Origin of the sequence: Bacillus cereus group sp. BfR-BA-01360, from assembly GCF_022663595.1 — a bacterium.
GTDB lineage: Bacteria > Bacillota > Bacilli > Bacillales > Bacillaceae_G > Bacillus_A > Bacillus_A cytotoxicus.
Window position 1 is genome coordinate 78301 of record NZ_JAKUFV010000005.1, and the last position, 23081, is coordinate 101381.

The following is a 23081-nucleotide window of genomic DNA, read 5'->3' on the forward strand; positions in this document are numbered from 1 at the left end:
AAGTGCAAAGAGAATATTCTCTTTGCACTTTTTTCATGAATTTATTTTAAAAATATCACTGCTTATTTCAACGCACGCTTCGGCAATTTATCAATATTTTCTAGCATAATACCTGTACCAACAGCTACGCAATGCATTGGGTTTTCAGCGATTAATACTGGCACCTTTAATTCTTCAGCAAGAAGCATGTCAATGCCGTGTAATAATGCTCCGCCACCTGTTAAGATTACACCGCGGTCAATGATGTCTGCAGATAATTCTGGTGGAGTACGCTCTAATACACCTTTTGCTGCTTGTACAATGATTGCTGCGTTTTCTTTTAATGCTTCTGTAATTTCTTCTGAACATACTGTAATTGTACGTGGTAAGCCTGTTACCATATCGCGTCCACGAATTTCAAGCTCTTCGCTACGTGCACCAGGGAATACTGTACCGACTTTGATCTTAATATCTTCTGATGTACGTTCCCCGATTAATAGTTTATACTTACGTTTAATATAGTTTAGAATCTCCATATCAAACTTGTCACCAGCCATTTTGATAGAGGAAGAGGTAACAATATCACCCATTGAAAGTACGGCAATATCTGTTGTACCTCCACCAATATCAACAACCATGTTTCCGCTTGGCTGGAAGATTTCCATACCAGCACCGACAGCAGCTACTTTTGGTTCTTCTTCTAAAAAGACTGTTTTTCCACCTGAACGTTCAGCAGCTTCACGAATTGCTTTTTGTTCTACAGATGTGATATTTGTTGGACAACAAATTAAAATACGAGGTTTTGAAAAGAAGCTCTTTACATCCAGTTTGTTAATAAAATGTTTTAACATTGCTTCTGTAATGTCAAAATCTGCAATTACACCATCTTTCAGCGGACGAATCGCTACAATATTACCAGGTGTACGTCCTACCATACTTCTTGCTTCTTCACCCACCGCTAATACTTTGCCAGTATTACGATCAATTGCCACAACTGATGGTTCATTTAATACAATACCTTTACCTTTTACATGAATTAATACGTTAGCCGTTCCTAGGTCAATTCCGATATCTCTCGCAAACATTCCTATGTTTTCCTCCTCAATATTCAAAGTCAGGTTGCACCCGAATTCTTTTACACCTAATTTCTGATTTTATCATAAATTTAACAGAAACGTAATATTCGCAAAAAGAATTCTTCTTAAAATTACGAAGAAATGCATAAGGAATGTTTGCTTTCTAGTCTTTTATTGTTGCACGGTTCTTTCTGTATCTTCTTTTCTATATTTCTGTTTTGTTGCTTCCCCTCCACGCAAATGACGAATTGACTTATGATAATCAAGAATTTCCTTTACTTCATTTGCAAGCTCTGGATTAATTTCTGGCAGACGCTCTGTTAAATCTTTATGGACTGTACTTTTTGATACCCCAAATTCCTTTGCGATTACACGCACTGTCTTTCTTGTCTCCACGATATACTTACCAATCTTGATAGTTCTCTCTTTGATGTAATCGTGCACACCACTCGCCTCCCTAAATTGGATGTGAGAAGCGTGAAATGAGACTCGCTGCATACGACTAAGAAGTAAATTCGAGTGCTGTTTGTAAGCGTTAAATATTCTAGGATTTATACTGAAATGCCTCACGATTTCTCACCTCAAACACTCTCTTTGCTTTGGTTTATATCATTGTATTGCCCGCCTTACTGATATATGCTACATGTTCGCTATTTTTGCGGACTAAGTGAAGAAAAATTACAAATTTGTGTGAGAAATACGTTAACAATGACAATTTTCTCGGTCAAAAAAATGACACTCCTAAAAAAAGAGCGTCATTCTTCATGATCATATTCTTCTTCTAATAATTGATGGTGGGGAACTTCCTTCTTGCTAGTAATGTAATAATATAAAGTAAATAAAACGAACAATAAAATCATGACACTTGTCAGAACAAATACAAATGACAGAGTAATCCCCTCCTTTTAGACATATATATTCGAGAATACCGTTATTTTTCCTTGTTCTTGCCATTCTTTCCTTGCAATTGGTTACTTGTATATAAAAATAAAAAAATCAATCCTCGAAAGTCGGATTGATTTTTTATTGTATTATTGTTGTGTAGAAGAATTGCTAGATGATTGTGTAGAATCATTTGTTGATTTTTCTTCTTTTTGCTGCTTGTCTTCCAGATTGCTATTTGTAGATTTATCCTCTTTTTGCCCTTTCTCTTCAGGCTGGCTATTTGTGGACTTATTTTCCGTTTTACCCTTTTCTTCAGACGTGCCACTTGTAGACTTATCTTTGCTTTGCTGTTTATCCTCAGTTTTATTTACAGCACCGCTTGTTGCTTTCGTTTCGCCTGCTTCTACTTTAATGTCCGCTACAGATTTATTTAAGTAGCTCTCTGGGTTAACAGCCACACTATTTTTACGTACTTCAAAGTGAACATGAGAACCTGCTTCTTTATTCATCGCACTTAGGCCGGATTTTCCTAATACTTCACCTTGTGCAACCTTTGCACCTTTTTCTACTTTTACACTACCTAAGCTTTGATAATATGTTGTAACACCATTTCCATTATCCACTGTTACAACATAACCAAGTAATGAGTCTTTTTCTGCTTTTGTTACTGTGCCGCTTAAAGCTGCGGTCACATCGAACTCTTTCCCATTCTTGGCAGCGATATCAATTCCTTTGTTTGGAGAATATGTGTTGTTATAAAAGACTAGTGCTTGTTCTTGCTCTTTCTCCGATGCTCCATCCTCATAAAACTTCTTCTGTACTACTACTTCTGCATTTGCTGCAGCTGGCATTTTCACAACTTCAGAAGACTTCGTTACTGGAATTCCTGGATCTTCTGCTTGATTATACGGCGTTGCTCCCTCATGATTTGGCGCTTTCTTTGGATTTGCTGCCTGAAACCATAGAGCAACTGACAAAATGACTGCCGCACAAGCAATGTATATTGCCGGAAATACCCAGCGTTTTTGAAATAAATGAACTACTTTTCGCGACTTTTTACTATTCCTTCCTCGCATTCTATCATCACCTCAGCAATCATTTTGAACAAGATTCCTTCATCCTATACAACCTATAACAAATTATTTTTCGACAAAATCTGTAAAAATATGTATAGTATTTGCGGAATTTCCGGGGAAATGATGAAAAAAGAAAAAACTGAGCAGTTTGGCTCAGTTTTTAGTCTAATTGTTTCTTTTTATAAATAACGAGAACAGCGATGACAGTTATCATGAGCCAAATCGCAATATTGCATACGTTGAATTGAATGGCTGAGAAACCTTTCCCCTCTACTACACTTACAATGGCTTCCAAAATATGCGTCGTCGGTAAATACGCTGTTATCTTTTTTAAGATTTCGTTCTTAATCATTTCATTTAAAAACGGCGCCACAAACAAAAACATCGAAATAGGTGTTGCTATTACAGACACTTGTACTAAATTTTTCGATAGTAAACCAATGAGAAATCCAAACACCATAAATAATAACGTTCCGATTATAAAAATCATTAACAGCAAGAAAATACTGCCTTGCAAAGCATTTAATAATACTAAGCTAATAATATTTAACAAGATGCTAAAAATGACGATAGGTAATGATTTACCAGCAATGATTTCAAGGGGAGATGCAGGCGAGAGCATGAGCACGCGCAATGTATGTTTTTCTTTTTCTTCAGCAATTAAAGTAGCTTGCGCAATTGTTGTAACCATGCTCATAACCATAACAACAACAATTCCGCCCATAAATTCCTTTCCGCCCCCCAGTTGTTTATAGAAAAGCGCTAATCCTAGCGGCATAAAGGCCATCAGTAAAATTTGTGCATTATTCTTTAAATCCTGCATCTCTTTACGTAAAATAGCTGAAAATCGTTTACTTGAAAATGTCATGCTAAATCCCTCCCAGTTACTTCAATAAAAATCTCTCCTAAAGTTGGTTCATAGGAATGAATCGATAGTAGTTCCCCATTTTTCATCCATTCCGAAATACGTTTTGCACCTATTTCATCTTTTTGTACCGTTTCTTTTTTCTTATCTTTTAATACAACTTCAATTTTGTCTTTCGCATATTGTAAGCGAAGATTTTCGGGCGTATCAAGCGCTACAATCTCCCCGCCGCATAAGAAGGCAATACGGTCACAAAGCGTTTCTGCTTCATCCATGTTGTGCGTTGTTAAGAAAATAGTTGTCCCCTCTTTATTTAAGTCTTTTAAGATATGATGAATGTTTTGGACGTTTGCGGGATCAAGTGCTGATGTTGGTTCATCTAAGAAGAGAATATCTGGTTTATGCAGAATGGCTCTCGCTAATGTGACACGCTGCTTCATCCCTTTCGATAACTTCTTCACTTGTGTTTTTTTATCTTCTATTAAGTTCACTTGCGTGAGTACTTCATCAATTCGTTCCTTTTTACAATCGTATAAGTCACAAAATAATAATAAATTATCATAAATGCTAAGCCTTTCATATAGGCCGCTATTATCTGTTAAAATACCCATTCGCTTATAGTCAATGCTGCTTGGCCCTGTAATATCCGCCCCTAATACTCTCACTGTTCCAACACTATGGAGTAACTGAGAGGTTAAAATTTTCACTGTCGTTGTTTTCCCTGATCCACTCGGTCCAAGGAAACCGAAAATTTCTCCTTGTTTTACCTCAATATTGACATTTCGAAGTGCTGTTTTTTTATCAAAGGTTTTCATTACATCTTTCATTTCAATTGCCAATGTCATTTCGTCATCCCCTTCGTTTTCTTTTCTAGATTATTTCGCTTCGGCAGGCTCGTTTGCCACCTCAGCTTGCTAGGTTCGCTGCTTCTGACCTAATCATATGAAAAACAAAAGGTTTACGCAGTAAAATACCGGTAAAAGGAGTATTTTTACCGGTGAATGCATCCTATTTCGGCTCTACTAGAGCATCATTTATAGTCCAATGACATCTTTCAATTCATCCATTCTTCCTTTTGAAAGCGGAATGGAACTTTTGCGATCATCATCTAAAATTAAACTGAAACTATTTCGCGTCCAAGTGATGACTTCTCTTACACGTTGTAAGTTCACAAGGTACGATCGGTGACATCGAAAGAAACCGAATCCTTTTAATCTATTTTCTAACTCACTTAATGTTAATGTACATATAAAATCTTCTTCATGAACATGAATATGAGTTGTACCACTTTGCGTTTCAATAAAATGAATCTCCATCGGATCCAACAAAATAATTTTGTCGTTCACTTTTGCCGGAATTCTTTCCAATTTCATTTGCGGAATCATTTGAACCCCTTTTTCTTCCTCTTTCTCTTCTACTTCTTCCTGTTCAAATTCAATCTTTTTTACACCTTCTTGATTTAATATGTATACATCCTCCGTTAAGGAGAGTGCATCAGATAAAAAGGACGATGTAATAAAAATGGCTTTTCCGTTCTCTTTCATCTTCATAATTGCCTTGCGAATGATAATTGTACTTTCAATATCTACATTTTGCTCTGGTTCTTCTAAAATAATTAAATCCGGATTATGAACCATCACTCTCCCAATATGAAGGCGACGCTTTTCAGAAAATGATAGCTTCTCTATCTTTGTATCCAACTTATCGAGCAATCCAACGCATTTTACAATTTCTTCTATGTCAATATTTGAGTCATACAATCCAGACAAAAAGGAAAGATATTCTTTCACTTTCAAACGGTTATATGCTTCATCTTTTAAAAAACAAAATCCAATGCGGGAATATGCACTTTTGCGAATTGGCTCTTCTTCAAATAATACCGTTCCGGAAGAAGCATCTTCTTCCCCAATGATAATGCGGTGCAATACTTTAGCAGTATGATTATTACATTGCAGTACAACGCATTGTCCTTTTTCAACGCTCATATCTATAACCGGCAACTGATTTGTCTTCCCTAGTTGTTTTAGCTCGAGTAACGCCATCTTTTCTCCTCCAGATGAGTTTTTTATCTTATTATATCAAACAATACACGGAAAATTATGATATTTTCCCATTACAAAAAGGAGCTCATGTAGATGAACTCCTTTTTGTTTCAAATCATCGATCTATTGTTAAACGAGCAACACTTACGTATCATGAATCCCTTGTCACTTAATTTTTCGCCATTAACTTGCCTTCATAGTCATTTAACGTTTTAATTTCGATTCCTTTATAATAATGCGCAACAATCTCTGTATACTCTTTTCCCTCTTTTGCCATTCCATTCGCACCATATTGACTCATGCCAACACCATGTCCGTATCCTTTCGTTGTAACGACAATATGATTCCCCTGTTGTTTCCATGTAAAATCAGAGGAGCGTAAGCCAAGCTTTGTTCGCACTTCTTTCCCTGTTAATACTTTCCCTTGAAACTCGACACCTTTTACACGTTTTCCTTCTGTGCGCTCTTGAATATTACCGACTTTTCCGTTTTCCAGTATCTTTACCCCAAGTCGCTTTTGAAAGTCAGCTACAGTAAATGTTTGTTCACTCGTAAATTTCGGCGAAGCTTGATCCCATGGACTGTCCACACTCTTTAAGTACGGGTAATCATTTCCCCAATAATCTGCAGCATTTTCCGTGCGTCCATTACTCGTTGAAAAGAAAGAAGCTGTAATCGGGCTACCTTCATACGTTAAAACTTGTCCGGCCGTTTTCGATACAGCTTCTTCAACCTTTTTCAAATTCTTCTCATAGTCCTTACCCCATATCTTCTTTAATTCTTCTTTACTTTTGTATACTTGATCATTCACCGTGTCTGTTACATCTGCATTCTGTTTCTTCGCACCGCTTAACATACGCTGTACGATAAATGTTCTAGCTGCTAGTGCCTGTGCTTTTAATGCCTCTAACTCGAAGCTTGCATTCATTTCAGATGCTACAACGCCCGTAACATATTCTTCTAGCGGTAACTGCTCGACACTTTTTTTGGCATCGCGATATACTGACACTTGAACAGCAGTATTTACCTTCTGAGGAGCTGGCACATTTTGAACGACTGGAGGATTTTTAGACGGCTGACTTACTTTCGTTTTTGCGTATGGAATGACAAGTATGGCTGGCACAATAATAACAAGCGTTATTAAGAGCGCCATTGTAATGAAAAGTGGCTTTGAAATTTTCATCTTTTTCCCCCGCTATAAAATTAGATTCATTTTATTTCTATGGGGAATGGGAGATTTTTAGAACAAGTCTTACTTTCTATTTTACTTATTAAATTTTCTAAATTTTTTAAGTAAGACATGCATAAGTCATGGGATAATTGACTATAACAGTAATAGAACAAAAAATAGCCCCCAGTCATGAGACATAGGGACTATTATCATTATGCATGAAGATCAGAAACTTCTTGTTCTTTCACTTCTTCCATTTGTTCATTGATACGTTCAATCGTTGCACCTAATGCAGCTAGTTTCTTATGGAAGTTTACATATCCACGATCTAGATGCTTTAGTTCGGTTACACGAGTGTGACCTTCTGCTACTAAACCAGCTAGAATTAACGCAGCTGCTGCACGTAAGTCAGTTGCTGCTACTTCTGCACCTTGTAAATTATTCGGTCCGTTCATAATAACAGAGCGACCTTCAATTTTAATATCCGCGTTCATACGACGGAATTCCTCAACATGCATGAAGCGGTTCTCAAATACCGTCTCAGTAATCATACTTGTTCCATCAGCTTGTAATAATAATGCCATCATTTGTGATTGCATATCTGTTGGGAATCCTGGGTGAGGCATTGTTTTAATGTCAACGGCTTTTAATTTGTCTGGACCGATAACACGTAACCCTTCATTTTCCTCAATCACTTTTACACCCATTTCTTCCATTTTCGCCGTAACAGAGCGTAGATGTTCTGGTACTGCATTTTCAATTAAGATGTTACCACCTGTAATTGCTGCTGCAACCATAAATGTTCCCGCTTCAATACGGTCAGGAATAATAGAGTGGTGCGTACCATATAATTTATCAACGCCTTCAATGCGAATTGTTCCCGTTCCAGCTCCGCGTACTTTAGCACCCATTGCATTTAAGAAGTTCGCTAAGTCGACAATTTCCGGTTCTTTCGCAGCGTTTTCAATAATTGTTGTCCCTTTTGCTAATGCAGCAGCAGACATAATATTTTCTGTTGCACCTACGCTTGGGAAGTCTAAGTAAATTTTTGCACCTTTTAGTTCTCCCTCTACGTATGCCTCAACGAATCCATTACCAACTTTTACTTTTGCTCCCATTGCTTCGAAGCCTTTTAAATGTTGGTCAATTGGACGTGAACCGATTGCACATCCACCAGGAAGAGCAATGCGAGCGCGACCGTTACGTGCTAATAATGGCCCCATTACTTGGACAGATGCACGCATTTTACGTACATATTCAAACGGCGCTTCAATTTTTAACTCTTTTGAAGCATCGATTGTTACTTGGTTATTTTCAAATACGACTTCAGCATTTAAATGACGTAATACCTCATTGATTGTGTATACATCAGACAATACTGGTACTTCAGATAGTACATTCTTTCCATCACTCGCTAATAGGGCTGCAGCGATTATAGGTAATACAGCATTTTTCGCGCCCTCAACACGCACTGTGCCGTTCAACCGCTTTCCGCCACGGACGATGATTTTTTCCAATTTATTCCCCTCCGTGTCCTTTTTTCAATATCTATTCATTCAATACTCAGAAGTTATGATCGGTGTGCCAACCACAATTGTATCTTTGTTGTCTGTAGAACGTATTGCTATTTGCACATTTATTTTCTCTTTATTTGTTGAAAGAGCGTCATTCCACTTTTTATTATATGCGGAGATTGACACAAATGCTCTTTCTTCTATTTTTTCGATCGCTCTTGCTGAAAGATCTTTCAAAACCTGATTGGTTTTATTTTGCAAAACACCTTCAATCTTATCATTCAGTACACCCTTAACACAAGTGTAAATTATAGGTTTTGTACTAAAAATTGTATCCATTTTTCGAATGTTTTTTGGATCCCATTTTTCCCCGCTTACTTCAAAGATAATGAAAGTGTTTTCTTTAGTATTTTTCTTACTCCAAGTGACTACTATTCGTTCTTCATAAGAAGAAAATTTTTTATGTGCCGTTGCTTTATATCCATCGTGAGATTGTTCCAATTCCCACTTCCGAACATTTGCTTTTTCCTTTACATCGTTTAACAATTTTTGAAACGTATGTATGTTAGAAATTGTTTTCGTCTCCCGCGCTAACCATGACCATCGCTCCACTTTTGCTCCATTCTTTTCAAGAGCGGCGATCATACTTTCCATTTTCTCTTCATCGTTTATCGGTTTAACCCCTTTATATCCGACTAAGAATACAACCATGATTCCGACAACGATAAGAATCGTTTTTAAACTCTTCAAGTTTCATCCCCTCCTATCTCCATTCTTAACGGAGATAGAAGGTTCTATACCCTTACTTTACCAAATACGTTAAACTCTTCGAATACCCTAAATAATCAAGAAAGAAGTTACTTACAGACGTACCAATTGCAATTGTAACAAGAATAAGTAAGATTCTTATTTGCAGTACTTTTCCAGATTTCATTAGGCGTTCGATATGAATTCCTTGCAAAGCCCACCATGTAATGGTAATAAACAATAAATGCGACACCATTGCAATCAGTGCTTGTTGCCCTAAAAGTTGCGCCAAAAAAATCGACCCCTTTTTGACCGGCTTTCATGATTAAGATGTGCAGTGCACTCCTAACGCTAGAAGCCATTATACTTTTTCTCGTATATATAGGCGCCATAGCCTTCAAAAAACGAGAAATCATGTTTCTACGTGCGCGTTTGCATGCAAATAAAAAGCGTAGAGGAATCGCTCTACACTTTTTTATTTCACTATTGTACCATGTTCCCTGTAAAGAAGAAATCCTTCATAAGCGGAAAATAGTCATGAAAGAAATTGTAGCCAATCGCTGGTAAAACTCCGAGCATGACAGTTGCGAATGCGCAGAAGCAAACGACAGCTTTTACACTTATCGGAATGTGCACTCTGTCCCCTTCATTTCCTTTCCGAAAAAATATCTGCTGTAAAATTCGGAAATAATATATATAGGAAATAACCGTTGTTCCCATCATTACAGATGCAAGTACGTAATAAGGCGCCTCTATTACAAATGCCCCTAAGAAAATATTTACTTTCCCAATAAAACCAGCTGTTCCTGGAATACCCGCTAAAGATAAAATGAAAATTGTCATCATCATCGCTAGAAATGGTGAACGTTTGTATAAACCAGAGAAAATGTTTATATTTTCATTCTCACTTTGTAAAATTAATGTGTGAATAATCGCAAATGCTCCGGCATTCATCAAGAAATAGGCAAGCATATAAAACCACATACTGTCCATTGTAAAAGGAGATAGCGCCGCTAGCGGAACGAGTAAATAACCAGCATGAGCAATTCCGGAGTAAGCAAATAATCTCTTTATATTATGTTGCTTTAATGCAATCACATTACCAATAATCATCGTAACCCCTGCTAAAATAGCAATATAGACACTCATATAATGAAACAGTGTTTCTTCCTTCCCTTGGATTGTGACGCTTGCAAATGTCATCAAGAATAGCCGTACAATCATAATGAATCCAGCAATTTTAGAAACTGTTCCGAGAAACGCTGTTACTGGTGTCGGTGCCCCTTCGTATACATCCGGCGCCCACATATGAAATGGTGCCGTTGCAATTTTAAATGATAATCCGACGAACATTAATAAGAAGGCAAGTGCTAATAAGAGTTGAATACTACCTGCCACACCTCCAGCAAGAACACGCTGCATTTCCACTATATTTGTTGATCCTGTCATACCATATACATAACTCATTCCAAACAACGTAATAGCTGATGCAATTCCTCCATTAATCACATATTTCATCGCAGCCTCATTTGAAGCACGCCTTTTCTTTCGAATTCCTACTAAAATATACGATGAAAGAGAAAGCAGCTCTAAACTGATAAAGAGTGTAATAAAATCGATGCTAGATGCCATAAACATCGCACCAAGTATCGCCATGAGAAATAAGTAGTAATATTCTCCTTTATATGGAATCGGCTCTTTTTTATCGTCGCTTATCGCGATACATAAAACGAGGAGCGCTCCCACTAAGAGTAATGTTTTAAATCCTTTCGAAAAGCCATCTAATACGAAGGAACCGTCCAAAATGGCTCCTGCTGGTTCATCATAGAGCATAATGAGCGCAAAAAATGAGAAACCCGCGGTAAGAATGGCTCCAAATGATACGTACTTTTGATTTACCTTAAAAAACAAATCAAGAAGCGAGAGAAGAATGGCTCCGCCAAGAAGAATAAACTCCGGAACCATAAGATGCCACGGTAACCGAAACAATACCTCCATATCCATCCTATCTCACCCCCAATGTTTTTAGTGTATCTTGAAGTGGTTCTCCTAATAAATCCGGCAACACACCGATTGTTATGATACATGCAAGTAGCAAAAGAACCGGAATGTACTCCCAACCACGCATATCTGGCTTTCCTTCTAATTCCCGCTTCCCAAACGTTACTTGTAAAGTTGCTCTTAAAACATATGCAGCTGTTAATATAATGCCAAGCACTCCAACTGCGGCTACAATTGGCTTCTCTTGGAATAGACCGAGAAAAGCAAGAAATTCGCTTACAAATCCAGACATTCCCGGCAATCCAAGCGAAGCCATGCTTCCTGCCAATAAACATGCACTAAGTATTGGAACTTGTTTTGCAAGGCCTCCAAGCTTCGTAATGTGCGACGTACCAAATCGTTCTTCAATTACGCCAAGTAGGAAAAAGAGTAGCGCGGCAATTAAACCGTGCGACACGACTTGAAAGAGCGCCCCTTGTACACCTGCTGCATTCAGTGCTGCAAGTCCAATTAGCACAATTCCCATATGCGAAATACTAGAATAGGCCAGCACCTTTCGGAAGTCGGTTTGAATGAAAGCAAGGAAAGCACCGTATAAAAAATTTACTACACCTAAAATAGCCAAGATGGTAGCAAAGCTTTGAAATTGCTCCGGGAATAGTCCTTTTCCAAAACGAATCATACCGTACGCCCCAATTTTTAGTAGCACACCCGCATGTATCATCACAACTGCCGGATGTGCTTCCACATGTACATTCACCATCCATCGATGTAGCGGAAACAACGGTAACTTAATACTAAACGCAAGCATCAGTGCGATAAATATGCTGAGCTGGAGCGAATGAGACATCCCATTAAAAAATGATGAATCCGTCCCTGCCAAAATCGTCTTCAACTCTTCAAAATTTGTTGTGCCCGTTTTAGCAAACAAAATGGAGAAAATAATAAGTAAAATCGCTGAACCAATTCCGTTATATATTAAATAGCTATACGCTGCCTGTTCGCTCGACAACTTCCCCCATTTTCCAATTAGCAAAAACATCGGCGGTAATGTAATCTCGAAGAAAATAAAGAATAAAAATAAGTTTTCTGCCGCGAAAACGCCAAGCACTCCAATTTCAAGCATTAATAACAGCATATAAAAAGCCTTCACCTGATGCTGAATGGAAAAAGCCGTCAGCGCCGCAAGCATGACTAAAAGTGAAGCTAACATCATCATTACTAGGGAAAAACCATCCATTCCAAGTTCATAGTCAATGATAAATAAGCTTTTGTCTAATTCAGGAAAGTTGCCAAATTGAATCCATTTTACCCTTTCTGAAAAAATGGCTAAATTCTTCCCAGAAGCATATGCGCACGCTAAAAGAATCGCTGTTCCAAGCGGAAGCATCGTGCCAAACAAGCCAATCCCGCGCACCGCACGTACCTTTGTTTTTGGTGTAAATAGAAGTAAGAAGATACTAAGAAGTGGGGAGAAAATGAAGAAAGATAATAAGAAAGCACTCATTGCCAATCCCCCCCTGTATATAACAAAATGACAACCAATGCTGCCAAAGAAATAGCAGTCACCGTTCCGTACACTTGTACATTACCGTTTTGAAGTTTTGATCCCCCGTAACTCCCCCCTTTAACGAGGCTCTGGATGAGCTTTGCAATTCCCTCCACAATACATACTTCAAAAAGGTGAAGTGTATAAGCAATCCCTTTTACAATCGGCAACACCGTCACATGATATATTTCATCTATATAATATTTTTTTATAAGTAGATGAGATAGAATTGTTCCTTCTCCCCCAGCCCAATCTCTAGAAAGAGAGCGCTTGTTATACATCAAATAGGCAAGGAGAATTCCTCCAAAAGAGACGAGCGTTGCTATGACCATAATCCAAGCTGGCCCGTGTCCTTGTGCTACTTGAAATGAAACATCCTTTATGAGCCAATCTCCAAGAAATGTTCCGAACCAAGGTGTATGAATGTATCCTATTGCAACAGCGAATACTCCAAGAGCAGTCATCGGCAATGTCATAATCCGCGGAGACTCACGTACTTCCCTCTTCGCTCTCTCTTCTCCGGTAAAGACAAGAAAGTATAAACGAAACATATAAAAGGACGTTAAGAACGTTGCTAAAATGGCGAGGACAAATAAAACATAATTGCCGTGCATCCACGTTGCCATTAAAATTTCGTCTTTACTAAAAAAGCCTGAAAAAAACGGAACGCCACTAATTGCAAATGTACCGACTAAAAAGAGTAGTCCTGTAACTTTCATCTTCTTTTGTAAGCCGCCCATCTCATGAATGTTTTGTGTATGCACCGCATGAATGACACTTCCAGCCGCTAAGAACAGAAGTGCCTTAAAAAAGGCGTGTGTCGTTAAATGAAAGATACTAGCGACATATCCCGCTGAACCAAGTGCAAGCATCATATAACCGAGCTGACTTACTGTAGAATACGCTAGAATGCGTTTTATATCTGTTTGTACAAGAGCAATGGACGCCGCAAAAATCGCCGTAAATCCTCCCACAATTGCTACGGTCTGCATAGCTACAGGGCTGGCTACGAAAAGCGGAAACATCGCCGCAACTAAATAGACGCCGGCCGCGACCATCGTCGCCGCATGAATAAGTGCTGAAACTGGCGTAGGCCCTTCCATTGCATCCGGTAGCCACGTATGCAATGGAAATTGTCCCGATTTCCCCACGGCACCAATAAATATGAAAAGCGCTGTAAGTGTAATGATAGAAGGAGAGATAGCCTCCGTTTGTACTGCTTTAAAAATAACATCATAATCAAAACTGCCCGCTTGCCAAAAAAGAAGAATCATCCCGATAAATAAGCAGGCATCGCCAATGCGCGTCATAATAAAAGCTTTTTGGGCAGCTGCTTTTGCCTCTTCTTTAAAAAAGTAAAATCCAATTAATAAAAAGGAACCGAGACCAACAAGCTCCCAAAACACGTAAAGTTGCAATAGATTTGTTGAAATTACAAGCCCAAGCATCGCAAATGTAAATAATCCAAGATACGCATAAAAGACTGACAAACGTTCGTCGCCTTGCATATATCCTTTTGCATACACATGTACAAGAAAACTGACAGTAGTCACAATAAGGAGCATTAACGCATTCAATGCATTCACCTCAAATCCAAATGAAATGTCCACACTCCCAGCCTTTAGCCATAACCAAGTGTGCTTGACATTCTCTGAGGAAAAGCGTTCTAATAAGACGATTACCGCACCCACTAGCGAAAGAAATGCGAAAAGGCTGCCAAGGAGGCTGCTAATTCCTTTTAATTTCCTCCCAAATAAAATGAGTAACATAAACGAAGCAAGCGGGAAAAGCGGTATGAGCCATGCATAATCGATCATCGTTTCCTTCCCCCTTTTCAGTTAGAATTAACCTTTCAACTTATCCATCTCATCGATATTAACAGTTGTACGATTGCGATATAGTGCAATCAAAATTGCGAGTCCAACCGCTGCTTCTGCCGCCGCAACAGACATCGTAAATAAAGAAAAGATTTGCCCTGTTAAGTTCGAAAAAAAACCAAGCTTACTAAAGGCAACTAAGTTTAAATTTGCGGCATTTAACATCAGTTCCATACAGACTAAAACAATAACCGTATTTCGTTTTGTTAAAGCCCCAAATAAACCGATGCAAAATAAAATAATTGCTAAAGTTAAATAGGCCGAAGCGGGGACACTATTCATGAGAATCCCCCTTTTCTTCATCCTTCTTAGCAAGAACAATCGCCCCAACAAGTGCGACAAGTAAGATCACCGATGTTAATTCAAATGGAATTACATATTTCGAATACAAAAGGGTACCAATTTGAAGTGTGTTTTGTTCATGAAGAGGTAAAATATCCTGTGTATTTTGGTTTGCAAAGTCGATGTTATGAACCGCAAAGTACATCACTGTTCCAAATAACATAACTGCGAGGAAAACAATTATTTTGCGAAGACTAATCCTTGACTCATTCTCCGCATCATGCCGCGTTAACATAATGCCAAAGATCATAATAATTGTAATGGCTCCAGAGTAGATTAAAATTTGTGCTACCCCTATAAACTCAGCCGCTAGAAGGAAATATAAACCTGCAATGCTGAGAAATGTAAAAACAAGGGCAAGCATCATATGCATTACTTTCGTTACATTCAGCATAAACACTCCGCCCATAACCGCAGTGAAAGATAATATAAAAAATGCAATCAACTCACCGGTCATGCCTTATTCTCCTTTCTAACGTTTTCATCATTTTCATCTAACCATTGCAAGTTTTTAAATAAATCATCACGTGTATACTCCGCTAGTTCAAAGTTATTTGTCATAACAATAGCCTCTGTCGGACACACTTCCGTACATAAATCACATAGAATACAAATTTCAAAATTAATATCATACGTATCAATGATTTTCCCTTTTTTCGTAGGATCTGGATGCTTTTTTCCGGTTAACTGAATACAGTTGGTCGGGCAAATATTGGCACATTGATTACAAACAATACACTTTTCCGGATAGAATTTTTGAATGCCGCGAAACCGATCTGGCAGTGGCAATGGTTGATTTGGATAATCGTATGTCACCTTTTTCTTGCTCAAATTACTTAGCGTATATTTCAACCCTTTCAATAACCCTTTCATCTCTTGCTGGCACCTCCTCACAGATTAGAAGAACAACTCCTTAATCAATGCCGTTAAAAAGATATTAGCCAATGCAATCGGTAATAGTACCTTCCAGCCAAACTCCATTAACTGATCCCCCCGCATACGAGGGAATGTAACACGGAACCAAATGAATAAAAAGACAACCGCACTAAATTTGAGTGCAAACCATACAGCGCCTGGAATAAAGTCAAGAAAGAGTACCGGGTTCCAGCCACCTAGGAAGAGTACTGTCATTAAAGAAGCCATTCCAAAGAGATACACATACTCAGCAAGCATAAAGAAGGCCCAGCGAAATCCAGAGTATTCCGTATGATAGCCAGAAACAAGTTCAGATTCTGCCTCAGGTAAATCGAATGGTGTCCGATTTAATTCAGCAACCGCCGCAATTAGGAAAATAATAAAGCCGATTGGCTGCGCAAAGATGTACCAAACTTTTTCCTGCGATGCGACGATTTCGTTTAAATTTAGGCTACCCGTCAATAAGACAATGCCGATTACACTCATAACGAGAGGAATTTCGTAGGAAATCATCTGCGCCGCTGCTCGCATCCCGCCGAGCAAAGAATATTTATTATTCGATGCCCAGCCGCCGGTCAAAACGCCAATCGTTGTAATTCCTGAAATAGCAATATAATAAAGAAGGCCAACACCGATATCAGCAAACTGAAATTGAGATGTAAACGGAATAACAGCCAATACCATAAAGGCTGGTGCAAAAGCGATGATCGGTGCCAATATAAATAACGGTTTATCGGCCGCTTTCGGAATACTATCTTCTTTTAAGAGAAGCTTTAGCACATCCGCTACCGTTTGTAATAATCCGAAACGCCCCCCGACTTGGTTTGGGCCGACCCGCCCTTGCATAAATCCCATTACCTTTCGTTCTGCTAAAATCCCGTATGTAACAAAGCCGAGGACTGCAAATAATAGAAGCACAGCTAACCCAAAGAAAATAAAAAAATTCGACCAACTTGTAGATGACTCTAGCAGCCTTTCAACCATTAGCCATCAACCTCCCCAAGCACAATATCAACACCGCCTAAAATCGTAATTAAATTGGCGATATTTTCTCCTTTCAAAAGCTTCGGTAAGATTTGCAGATTGTAAAAAGATGGCCTGCGAAACTTTAAACGATACGGCTCTTTCTTTCCTTCGCTCGCAATATAACAGCCAATTTCTCCGCGCGGCGATTCAATGCGGACGAAGGCCTCGCCCTTAGGAACCTTAATAATCCTCGGCACTTTCGCCATGACACTTCCTTCTTTCGGAAACTGCTCAGCCGCCTGCTCAATAATTTTGAGTGACTCTTCTATTTCCGCCATGCGGCACATATACCGATCCCAAGCATCGCCTACTTCCCCAACAGGGACATCAAAATCAAACTGATTATAAATCGAATACGGTTCATCCTTCCGAATATCCCATTTCACACCTGTACATCTTAAATTTGCTCCGCTCAATGAATAGGAAATCGCTTCTTCCGCGCTATATATACCAATGCCTTTCACACGATTTACAAATATTTCATTTCCACTAACAAGATCATGATATCCTTTCAATTGTTCTCTCATATAAGGAACAAACTCTCTAACCTTTTGAATCCAACCGTCCGGCGCATCCCACTTCACGCCGCCGACGCGCATATAATTAAACGTAAGCCTTGCGCCGCACAGTTCATTTAGAAGATTAATAACCATTTCTCGTTCCCGAAATGCATATAAAAATGGACTCACTGCACCAATATCTAAAAGGTTCGTCCCCCACCAAACAAGATGGCTTGCAACGCGGCCTAGCTCCATTGCGAGGACGCGTAAATACTCAGCACGCTCAGGAATCTCAAGTCCCATCATTGTCTCCACCGCGTGACAAATGACATAATTATTGGTCATGGCAGATAAATAGTCCATTCGATCTGTATACGGAATAATTTGTGTATATTGTAAACTCTCAGCGATTTTTTCTGTTCCGCGGTGCAAGTACCCGATGACAGGCGTAGCTTCTTTAATCGTTTCTCCATCAATTTTAATAATAAGCCGGAATACTCCATGAGTACTCGGGTGCTGCGGCCCCACATTTAGCAACATTTCTTCTGTACGGATCATCTGCGCTACACCTCCACATCAAAAGGTTCATAGTCTTTTCGAAGCGGATGCCCTACCCAGTCATCTGGCATTAAAATGCGCGTTAAATTAGGATGGCCAGTAAAAATCACTCCAAGTAAATCATAAGCTTCGCGCTCGGGCCAATTTGCCCCTTCCCAAAGCGGTGTAATCGAGGCTACTTGCGGCGCCTCCCTTTCTAATTTCACCTTCACCGCCACTGATTGTTTCTTTCTATATGAATATAGGTGTACATACACTTCCATATGCGTCACAAAATCCGTTGCATGCAGCTCTGACATATAATGAAAAGCAAGGCGCTCATGACTCCGTAACAACTCCATTACTTCATAATAATGCTCCTTGCAAACAACAAGCGTCGGAACATCTTTAGACAATCTATTGATATAGAAATCTACCAATGCATGCTCCCCTATTTTTTCCTTAATAAGTTTCGCATATGCCTCTACATATGGCTGATTCGGCGACGGCTTTTCTGGCACTTTCTCTTCTTCCTTTTTACTAGCAGCACTCTTTGCTCGCGCAGCAGCCGCTGCTTTTGCCTTCGCGGCAGCGATTGCTTTCGCTTTTTCATCACCATGTGCCGCGCTCTCTTCCTTCATCTTTCGCTTCGCTAACGCTGCAGCCTTCGCTTTCGCTGCTGCTGCTTTTTTCTCCGCTTCCGTTACTTCATCTCTGCTTACTTCAGCACCCTTTGATAGCGCTTTCTCTTTTTCTTGTTCTCGCGCCTCTATTTTCGATATTTCTGCTTCATGCTTAGCGGCAAGACGCTTTCGTGCCTCTTCCTTTGCACGCCTAGCCGCTTCTCGTTTCATATCCTCTAACTCTTTATTCGGATCACTCATTTATTCGTCACCTGCTTTCCTGTCTTTGCTTCGTAACGAATTTTCTCTTTTAATTTATTAATTCCATAAATTAAGGCAGCTGGGTTAGGGGGACACCCTGGAATATATACATCTACAGGTACAATTTGATCGACGCCTTTTACAACAGCATACGAATTTACGTAAGGACCACCAGCAGTTGCACAAGATCCCATCGCAATAACCCATTTCGGTTCCGGCATCTGATCATATAAACGCCGCACAATCGGAGCCATTTTCTTTGTCACCGTTCCTGAAACAATCATGACATCTGACTGCCTTGGAGATGTCCTGAAAAAAGAGCCAAATCGATCTAAATCGTAATGTGAGGAACCTACTCCCATCATCTCAATCGCGCAGCATGCCAGTCCAAATGTCATCGGCCATAAAGAATTGCTACGTGCCCATCCTTTTATCTGCTCTAATGTTGTAAAAAAGATATTCCTTTCTAATTCCGCTCGCTCCTGTGGATGTAGTTCTTCGAAATTTATAGCCATTGTAACACCTTCTTTTTCCAAGCATAGGCTAATCCTATCAATAACATAGCGACAAAAATGAGCATTTCAATTAATGCAAACAACCCAAGCTTGTCATATGCCACTGCCCACGGATATAAAAATAACGTTTCTACATCAAAAATAACGAATAGTAATGCAAAAATGTAGTAGCGGGCATGAAAGCGAACATTCGCATCATGATACGGCTCAATCCCACTTTCATATGTTGTATTCTTTGCCTCACTTGGTTTATGTGGGCGTAGTAACTTTCCTAATGTCAGAGCGACTACCGGAAGTAATATGCCTAGCAGCAAGAAAATACCAACAATCATGTAACTATTTTCGTATACATTTTCCACTTTGAAACCCTCCCCCATGAATGAAGAACAAGTTCACTTAGTAAACAATATGTTTCATCTTCTTCTTTTATTATTTTTAAATTTTTCTAAATAATTAGATTATTTCTCTCATTATAACAAAATTTAAATTCCTATGTCGATACATGAAATAGTATGTATATGTATTCCATAAATCGTTCAAACTCTTCTTAAAAGTAGAAATCAAGTTTTTTTGTTAGAACAAATGTAAAGCTGCATTTATTTAAAGTTTATGAAGGTGATTATTTTGGGCAAACAGAACGATTGGCATATTTCAATCCTTATCGGAGCACTAATCTCCTATGTATGTTTCTACTACATACCTATTTATGTTTTTCCGGACAGTTACTATATTACTGACCTTGACATCCGCTTATCTTCCATATTTATTGAAGTGATTGGTCTTATTTCATTATGTTATTCCATTTTATACAAAAAAAAGACGTTTAGACCTTTTTGGATCTTAATCTTAATCGGGGTTCTTTGTTTTTCTATCGGAGATATATTAGGAACTTACCATCCTTTTGAGCTTCCTATGGATGAGTTTGATATTTCAGATCTATTCGTTATGCTTTTTTCTATTTTTTTCCTCTCTGCATTCTTTTATAAACTAATGAAAGAGTGCGATAAATGGGGAAAAGCCTTTCTCATTTGCGACATATGTATCATTGTGACAGCTGTTTTTACCTTAGAGTGGTATTTATTTAATCAACCTTCTATACGTATTTATGACTTGTCAGTTGCAGATGCAGTGATGAAATTTTTCTTTCCAATTACAGATGTATGCTTTCTACTACTTGGAATCAGCTTCTTTTTCTATCCAACAATTTTTAAGTCAAATAAAAAATTATACCTTTTTATTACTGTACTAATTGGGTACGCACTTATTGATTATACATACACTTTTTTTGCAGATAATTTACCAAGTTATATCATTGTTAGCCTTCGAGCTCTTTACCGAGTTTTATTATTATGTATTGCAATCGCTGCAGCTATTCGCGATACTACAAGCAGAACATCTTACTTTATTATGAATCCCGTATTAGGAAAGCAACTACTTATTATCTTTCCTTATCTTGCGATTACCATTTTAATTGGCTTTACATTAAAAGAAAACACAGCTTCTCCAACTCTAATTATAGGAAATTGTATTACTTTTATCTTTTCGTTAATTCGGCATGTGCTTGCAAGAATGCAAAATAGAGAGTTAACGAAAGCCTTACAATCATTTAATAAGCAGTTAGAAGATACGGTAAAGCAAAGAACAAGTGACTTAATGTTACAAACCGAAATTGCCAATAGGAAACAACAAAAATTTCAATCGTTACACGAATATCACCCTGATCCAATCTTTACGATTGATTTAAATGGGGTTGTTTCAAATGTTAATAAAGCAGGAAGTACAATGCTAAAAGTTCCTGTTAGTGAATTATTAGGAAAATCGTGGTTCTCTATTGTTATCGACAGAGATAAACCTAAATTTGCCGCGGCAATTCAAAACGCAAAGGAGAAAGTATCGACTTCTTTTGAAATACTCGCTAACTATAACAGGCAAGCTTACTCTTTCAACTTAACAATCGTCCCAATTATATTGAATGAGCAAGTAACTGGGATTTATATTCTCGTTAAAGATATTACGGAAATGAAAAGACAACAAGAACAAATTCATTATTTAGCATTCCATGACTCTTTAACTACTCTTGGGAATCGTGCTTTCTTCCAAAGAAAATTAGAGGATTATATTAAACAATCCGAAATAAATGATAGAAAATTCGCATTACTTTTTATAGATATAAATCGCTTTAATCTTATTAACGATACACTGGGACATAAGGCCGGAGACATTGTACTCAGAGAAGTTGCAACTCGCTTACAACCTTGTATTCCTCAAGATACTCCGCTAGCGAGAATTGGCGGAGATGAGTTTACCATTTTAATTCGTAATGCTACCGACAAAGAATCATTATTAGACTTGTGCAACGAGCTGATTCATACTGTAAAAAAACCTATGCAAGTTCATAACCATACTTACCACCTATCGCTTAGCATTGGTATTGCAATTTATCCAGAAGCCGGAACAGATACTACTTTACTATTCCAACACGCAGATATAGCAATGCATGATGCAAAGCTGAAAACGGAGCATGCTATTTCCTTCTATGATGAATCTTTATCAAAACAAATGGGAAGACGCTTACGTTTAGAAAAAGATTTGCCAAAAGCAATCGAAAATGAAGAATTCTTCTTATTATATCAACCGCAAGTAGACAGTAGTTCTTATGAAGTGATTGGTGCCGAAGCACTCATTCGCTGGAATCATCCAGAATTGGGTATTGTATCTCCTTACGAATTTATTCCAATTGCTGAAGAAAGTATGCACATTCTTGAAATTGGAAAATGGGCCTTACAAAAAGCTTGTACGCAAATGAAAGAATGGCAAACACTTGGATATTCTCATTTAAAAATTGGAGTAAATGTGTCAGCTAAAGGGTTTCAACAAGATTTGTTTGTCCCATCCGTTCTTTCCATTCTAAAAGAAACTGGATTAGCACCACATTGTCTAGATCTCGAATTAACGGAACGAATTGCCATGGTGGATGAAAAAGAAACATTGCAAAAACTTCGTAAGCTAAAAGAGATCGGTGTGCATATATCAATCGATGACTTTGGAACAGGCTATTCCTCGCTAGCCTATTTACCTTTATATCCAATTGATATGCTTAAAATTCCACGTGAATTTATTTTAATGGCTGATGAATCTAAAGAAGGAAAAGAAATTATTACAACAATTATTTCATTATCTCATACGTTGCATATGTCTGTTATTGCAGAAGGGGTAGAAACAAAACAACAATTACAGTTTTTACAGCAAAATGGTTGTCACTACGTACAAGGATATTATTTTAGCAAGCCCCTTGCTCCAGAGGACTTTCTTTTATTTTTACAAACCCATGTGCGTTGCAATAAATAATTAGGATGAAATAAGATGCACATTTTATAAACATGTGCATCTTTCCTTTACTATTTTTACTATTGGCATAAAATATGTACAATAAAGCGAAACTTTAATCAATGGGCTTTCTCCATCCCCACTGATTATAAGCTCGACTGCTTCTCTCCACATCTTGAGATAGGAGTCTTACTGCCCTAAAATAACGGGATAAAATATGAAAACAATATTCATCCCATACAAATTCTACAAA

General features: G+C 38.3%; 23 protein-coding genes. 1 reads left to right on the forward strand and 22 read right to left on the reverse strand.

Annotated elements, in window-relative coordinates; all coding sequences use genetic code 11:
- Positions 1-62: 62 nt before the first annotated feature.
- The 22 genes from mreB to MR056_RS06900 form a co-directional block, all read right to left on the reverse strand.
- Positions 63-1064: a rod shape-determining protein gene (mreB, locus tag MR056_RS06795; RefSeq protein WP_012096246.1), complete on the reverse strand. Its 1002-nt coding sequence runs from the start codon at positions 1062-1064 to the stop codon at positions 63-65.
- 162 nt (positions 1065-1226) lie between these two features.
- A complete protein-coding gene (gene spoIIID / locus MR056_RS06800; RefSeq protein ID WP_041810135.1) occupies positions 1227-1499 on the reverse strand; it encodes a sporulation transcriptional regulator SpoIIID in 273 nt (90 codons plus the stop codon).
- A gap of 311 nt (positions 1500-1810) precedes the next feature.
- On the reverse strand, positions 1811-1945 hold the full coding sequence (locus MR056_RS06805; RefSeq protein ID WP_081428417.1) for an ABC transporter ATP-binding protein: 135 nt from the start codon (positions 1943-1945) through the stop codon (positions 1811-1813).
- Between the two features lie 141 nt (positions 1946-2086).
- A complete protein-coding gene (locus MR056_RS06810) occupies positions 2087-3016 on the reverse strand; it encodes a stage II sporulation protein SpoIIQ (RefSeq protein WP_012096249.1) in 930 nt (309 codons plus the stop codon).
- A gap of 160 nt (positions 3017-3176) precedes the next feature.
- Positions 3177-3884, reverse strand: a complete 708-nt coding sequence (locus tag MR056_RS06815; protein ID WP_242136535.1) for an ABC transporter permease — start codon at positions 3882-3884, stop codon at positions 3177-3179.
- On the reverse strand, positions 3881-4726 hold the full coding sequence (locus MR056_RS06820) for an ABC transporter ATP-binding protein (protein ID WP_012096251.1): 846 nt from the start codon (positions 4724-4726) through the stop codon (positions 3881-3883). The genes MR056_RS06815 and MR056_RS06820 overlap by 4 nt, the downstream gene beginning before the upstream one ends.
- A gap of 189 nt (positions 4727-4915) precedes the next feature.
- On the reverse strand, positions 4916-5923 hold the full coding sequence (locus MR056_RS06825; RefSeq protein WP_012096252.1) for a LytTR family transcriptional regulator DNA-binding domain-containing protein: 1008 nt from the start codon (positions 5921-5923) through the stop codon (positions 4916-4918).
- A gap of 169 nt (positions 5924-6092) precedes the next feature.
- The gene (gene spoIID / locus MR056_RS06830; protein ID WP_012096253.1) at positions 6093-7106 is read right to left on the reverse strand and encodes a stage II sporulation protein D; all 1014 of its coding nucleotides are present in this window, start codon (positions 7104-7106) and stop codon (positions 6093-6095) included.
- A gap of 200 nt (positions 7107-7306) precedes the next feature.
- A complete protein-coding gene (gene murA, locus MR056_RS06835) occupies positions 7307-8611 on the reverse strand; it encodes a UDP-N-acetylglucosamine 1-carboxyvinyltransferase (protein WP_012096254.1) in 1305 nt (434 codons plus the stop codon).
- 39 nt (positions 8612-8650) lie between these two features.
- Entirely contained in the window at positions 8651-9319 is a 669-nt protein-coding gene (locus MR056_RS06840) for a YwmB family TATA-box binding protein (protein WP_048723562.1), read from the reverse strand.
- A 91-nt stretch (positions 9320-9410) separates the two neighbouring features.
- Positions 9411-9647, reverse strand: coding sequence for a DUF1146 family protein (locus MR056_RS06845; protein WP_012096256.1), 237 nt, complete (start codon positions 9645-9647; stop codon positions 9411-9413).
- Positions 9648-9838: 191 nt separating this feature from the next.
- Positions 9839-11353 carry an NADH-quinone oxidoreductase subunit NuoN gene (nuoN, locus tag MR056_RS06850; protein WP_041810616.1) on the reverse strand — a complete coding sequence of 505 codons (1515 nt, stop codon included), beginning with the start codon at positions 11351-11353 and terminating at the stop codon, positions 9839-9841.
- Between the two features lie 7 nt (positions 11354-11360).
- The gene (locus tag MR056_RS06855; RefSeq protein WP_012096258.1) at positions 11361-12863 is read right to left on the reverse strand and encodes an NADH-quinone oxidoreductase subunit M; all 1503 of its coding nucleotides are present in this window, start codon (positions 12861-12863) and stop codon (positions 11361-11363) included.
- A complete protein-coding gene (gene nuoL / locus MR056_RS06860; protein WP_012096259.1) occupies positions 12860-14722 on the reverse strand; it encodes an NADH-quinone oxidoreductase subunit L in 1863 nt (620 codons plus the stop codon). Before nuoL ends, MR056_RS06855 begins: the two co-directional genes overlap by 4 nt.
- A 27-nt stretch (positions 14723-14749) precedes the next feature.
- Positions 14750-15064 carry an NADH-quinone oxidoreductase subunit NuoK gene (gene nuoK, locus MR056_RS06865; protein ID WP_210370627.1) on the reverse strand — a complete coding sequence of 105 codons (315 nt, stop codon included), beginning with the start codon at positions 15062-15064 and terminating at the stop codon, positions 14750-14752.
- Positions 15057-15581: an NADH-quinone oxidoreductase subunit J gene (locus tag MR056_RS06870; RefSeq protein ID WP_210370628.1), complete on the reverse strand. Its 525-nt coding sequence runs from the start codon at positions 15579-15581 to the stop codon at positions 15057-15059. Before MR056_RS06870 ends, nuoK begins: the two co-directional genes overlap by 8 nt.
- Positions 15578-15997: an NADH-quinone oxidoreductase subunit NuoI gene (nuoI, locus tag MR056_RS06875; RefSeq protein WP_012096262.1), complete on the reverse strand. Its 420-nt coding sequence runs from the start codon at positions 15995-15997 to the stop codon at positions 15578-15580. The genes MR056_RS06870 and nuoI overlap by 4 nt, the downstream gene beginning before the upstream one ends.
- Positions 15998-16021: 24 nt before the next feature.
- Positions 16022-17023, reverse strand: coding sequence for an NADH-quinone oxidoreductase subunit NuoH (nuoH, locus tag MR056_RS06880; protein WP_210370629.1), 1002 nt, complete (start codon positions 17021-17023; stop codon positions 16022-16024).
- Complete coding sequence (locus tag MR056_RS06885; RefSeq protein WP_210370630.1) at positions 17023-18123, reverse strand: NADH-quinone oxidoreductase subunit D; 1101 nt, start codon at positions 18121-18123, stop codon at positions 17023-17025. The genes nuoH and MR056_RS06885 overlap by 1 nt, the downstream gene beginning before the upstream one ends.
- A 5-nt stretch (positions 18124-18128) precedes the next feature.
- The gene (locus MR056_RS06890) at positions 18129-18986 is read right to left on the reverse strand and encodes an NADH-quinone oxidoreductase subunit C (RefSeq protein ID WP_094396578.1); all 858 of its coding nucleotides are present in this window, start codon (positions 18984-18986) and stop codon (positions 18129-18131) included.
- Positions 18983-19501, reverse strand: a complete 519-nt coding sequence (gene nuoB, locus MR056_RS06895; protein ID WP_087095607.1) for an NADH-quinone oxidoreductase subunit NuoB — start codon at positions 19499-19501, stop codon at positions 18983-18985. Before nuoB ends, MR056_RS06890 begins: the two co-directional genes overlap by 4 nt.
- Entirely contained in the window at positions 19492-19860 is a 369-nt protein-coding gene (locus tag MR056_RS06900; RefSeq protein ID WP_012096267.1) for an NADH-quinone oxidoreductase subunit A, read from the reverse strand. Before MR056_RS06900 ends, nuoB begins: the two co-directional genes overlap by 10 nt.
- 250 nt (positions 19861-20110) lie before the next feature.
- Here MR056_RS06900 and MR056_RS06905 point away from each other — a divergent pair, with 250 nt between their 5' ends.
- Positions 20111-22849 carry a sensor domain-containing protein gene (locus MR056_RS06905; RefSeq protein ID WP_210370631.1) on the forward strand — a complete coding sequence of 913 codons (2739 nt, stop codon included), beginning with the start codon at positions 20111-20113 and terminating at the stop codon, positions 22847-22849.
- Positions 22850-23081 lie beyond the last annotated feature (232 nt).

Bases quoted from the DNA above. Each gene is read 5' to 3' on its own strand.
- mreB (WP_012096246.1), bottom strand. From the start codon at position 1,064: ATGTTTGCGAGAGATATCGGAATTGACCTAGGAACGGCTAACGTATTA.
- MR056_RS06810 (WP_012096249.1), bottom strand. From the start codon at position 3,016: ATGCGAGGAAGGAATAGTAAAAAGTCGCGAAAAGTAGTTCATTTATTT.
- MR056_RS06815 (WP_242136535.1), bottom strand. From the start codon at position 3,884: ATGACATTTTCAAGTAAACGATTTTCAGCTATTTTACGTAAAGAGATG.
- MR056_RS06820 (WP_012096251.1), bottom strand. From the start codon at position 4,726: ATGACATTGGCAATTGAAATGAAAGATGTAATGAAAACCTTTGATAAA.
- MR056_RS06825 (WP_012096252.1), bottom strand. From the start codon at position 5,923: ATGGCGTTACTCGAGCTAAAACAACTAGGGAAGACAAATCAGTTGCCG.
- spoIID (WP_012096253.1), bottom strand. From the start codon at position 7,106: ATGAAAATTTCAAAGCCACTTTTCATTACAATGGCGCTCTTAATAACG.
- MR056_RS06840 (WP_048723562.1), bottom strand. From the start codon at position 9,319: ATGGTTGTATTCTTAGTCGGATATAAAGGGGTTAAACCGATAAACGAT.
- nuoN (WP_041810616.1), bottom strand. From the start codon at position 11,353: ATGGAGGTATTGTTTCGGTTACCGTGGCATCTTATGGTTCCGGAGTTT.
- MR056_RS06855 (WP_012096258.1), bottom strand. From the start codon at position 12,863: ATGAGTGCTTTCTTATTATCTTTCTTCATTTTCTCCCCACTTCTTAGT.
- nuoL (WP_012096259.1), bottom strand. From the start codon at position 14,722: ATGATCGATTATGCATGGCTCATACCGCTTTTCCCGCTTGCTTCGTTT.
- nuoK (WP_210370627.1), bottom strand. From the start codon at position 15,064: ATGAATAGTGTCCCCGCTTCGGCCTATTTAACTTTAGCAATTATTTTA.
- MR056_RS06870 (WP_210370628.1), bottom strand. From the start codon at position 15,581: ATGACCGGTGAGTTGATTGCATTTTTTATATTATCTTTCACTGCGGTT.
- nuoI (WP_012096262.1), bottom strand. From the start codon at position 15,997: ATGAAAGGGTTATTGAAAGGGTTGAAATATACGCTAAGTAATTTGAGC.
- nuoH (WP_210370629.1), bottom strand. From the start codon at position 17,023: ATGGTTGAAAGGCTGCTAGAGTCATCTACAAGTTGGTCGAATTTTTTT.
- MR056_RS06885 (WP_210370630.1), bottom strand. From the start codon at position 18,123: ATGATCCGTACAGAAGAAATGTTGCTAAATGTGGGGCCGCAGCACCCG.
- MR056_RS06890 (WP_094396578.1), bottom strand. From the start codon at position 18,986: ATGAGTGATCCGAATAAAGAGTTAGAGGATATGAAACGAGAAGCGGCT.
- nuoB (WP_087095607.1), bottom strand. From the start codon at position 19,501: ATGGCTATAAATTTCGAAGAACTACATCCACAGGAGCGAGCGGAATTA.
- MR056_RS06905 (WP_210370631.1), top strand. From the start codon at position 20,111: ATGAAGGTGATTATTTTGGGCAAACAGAACGATTGGCATATTTCAATC.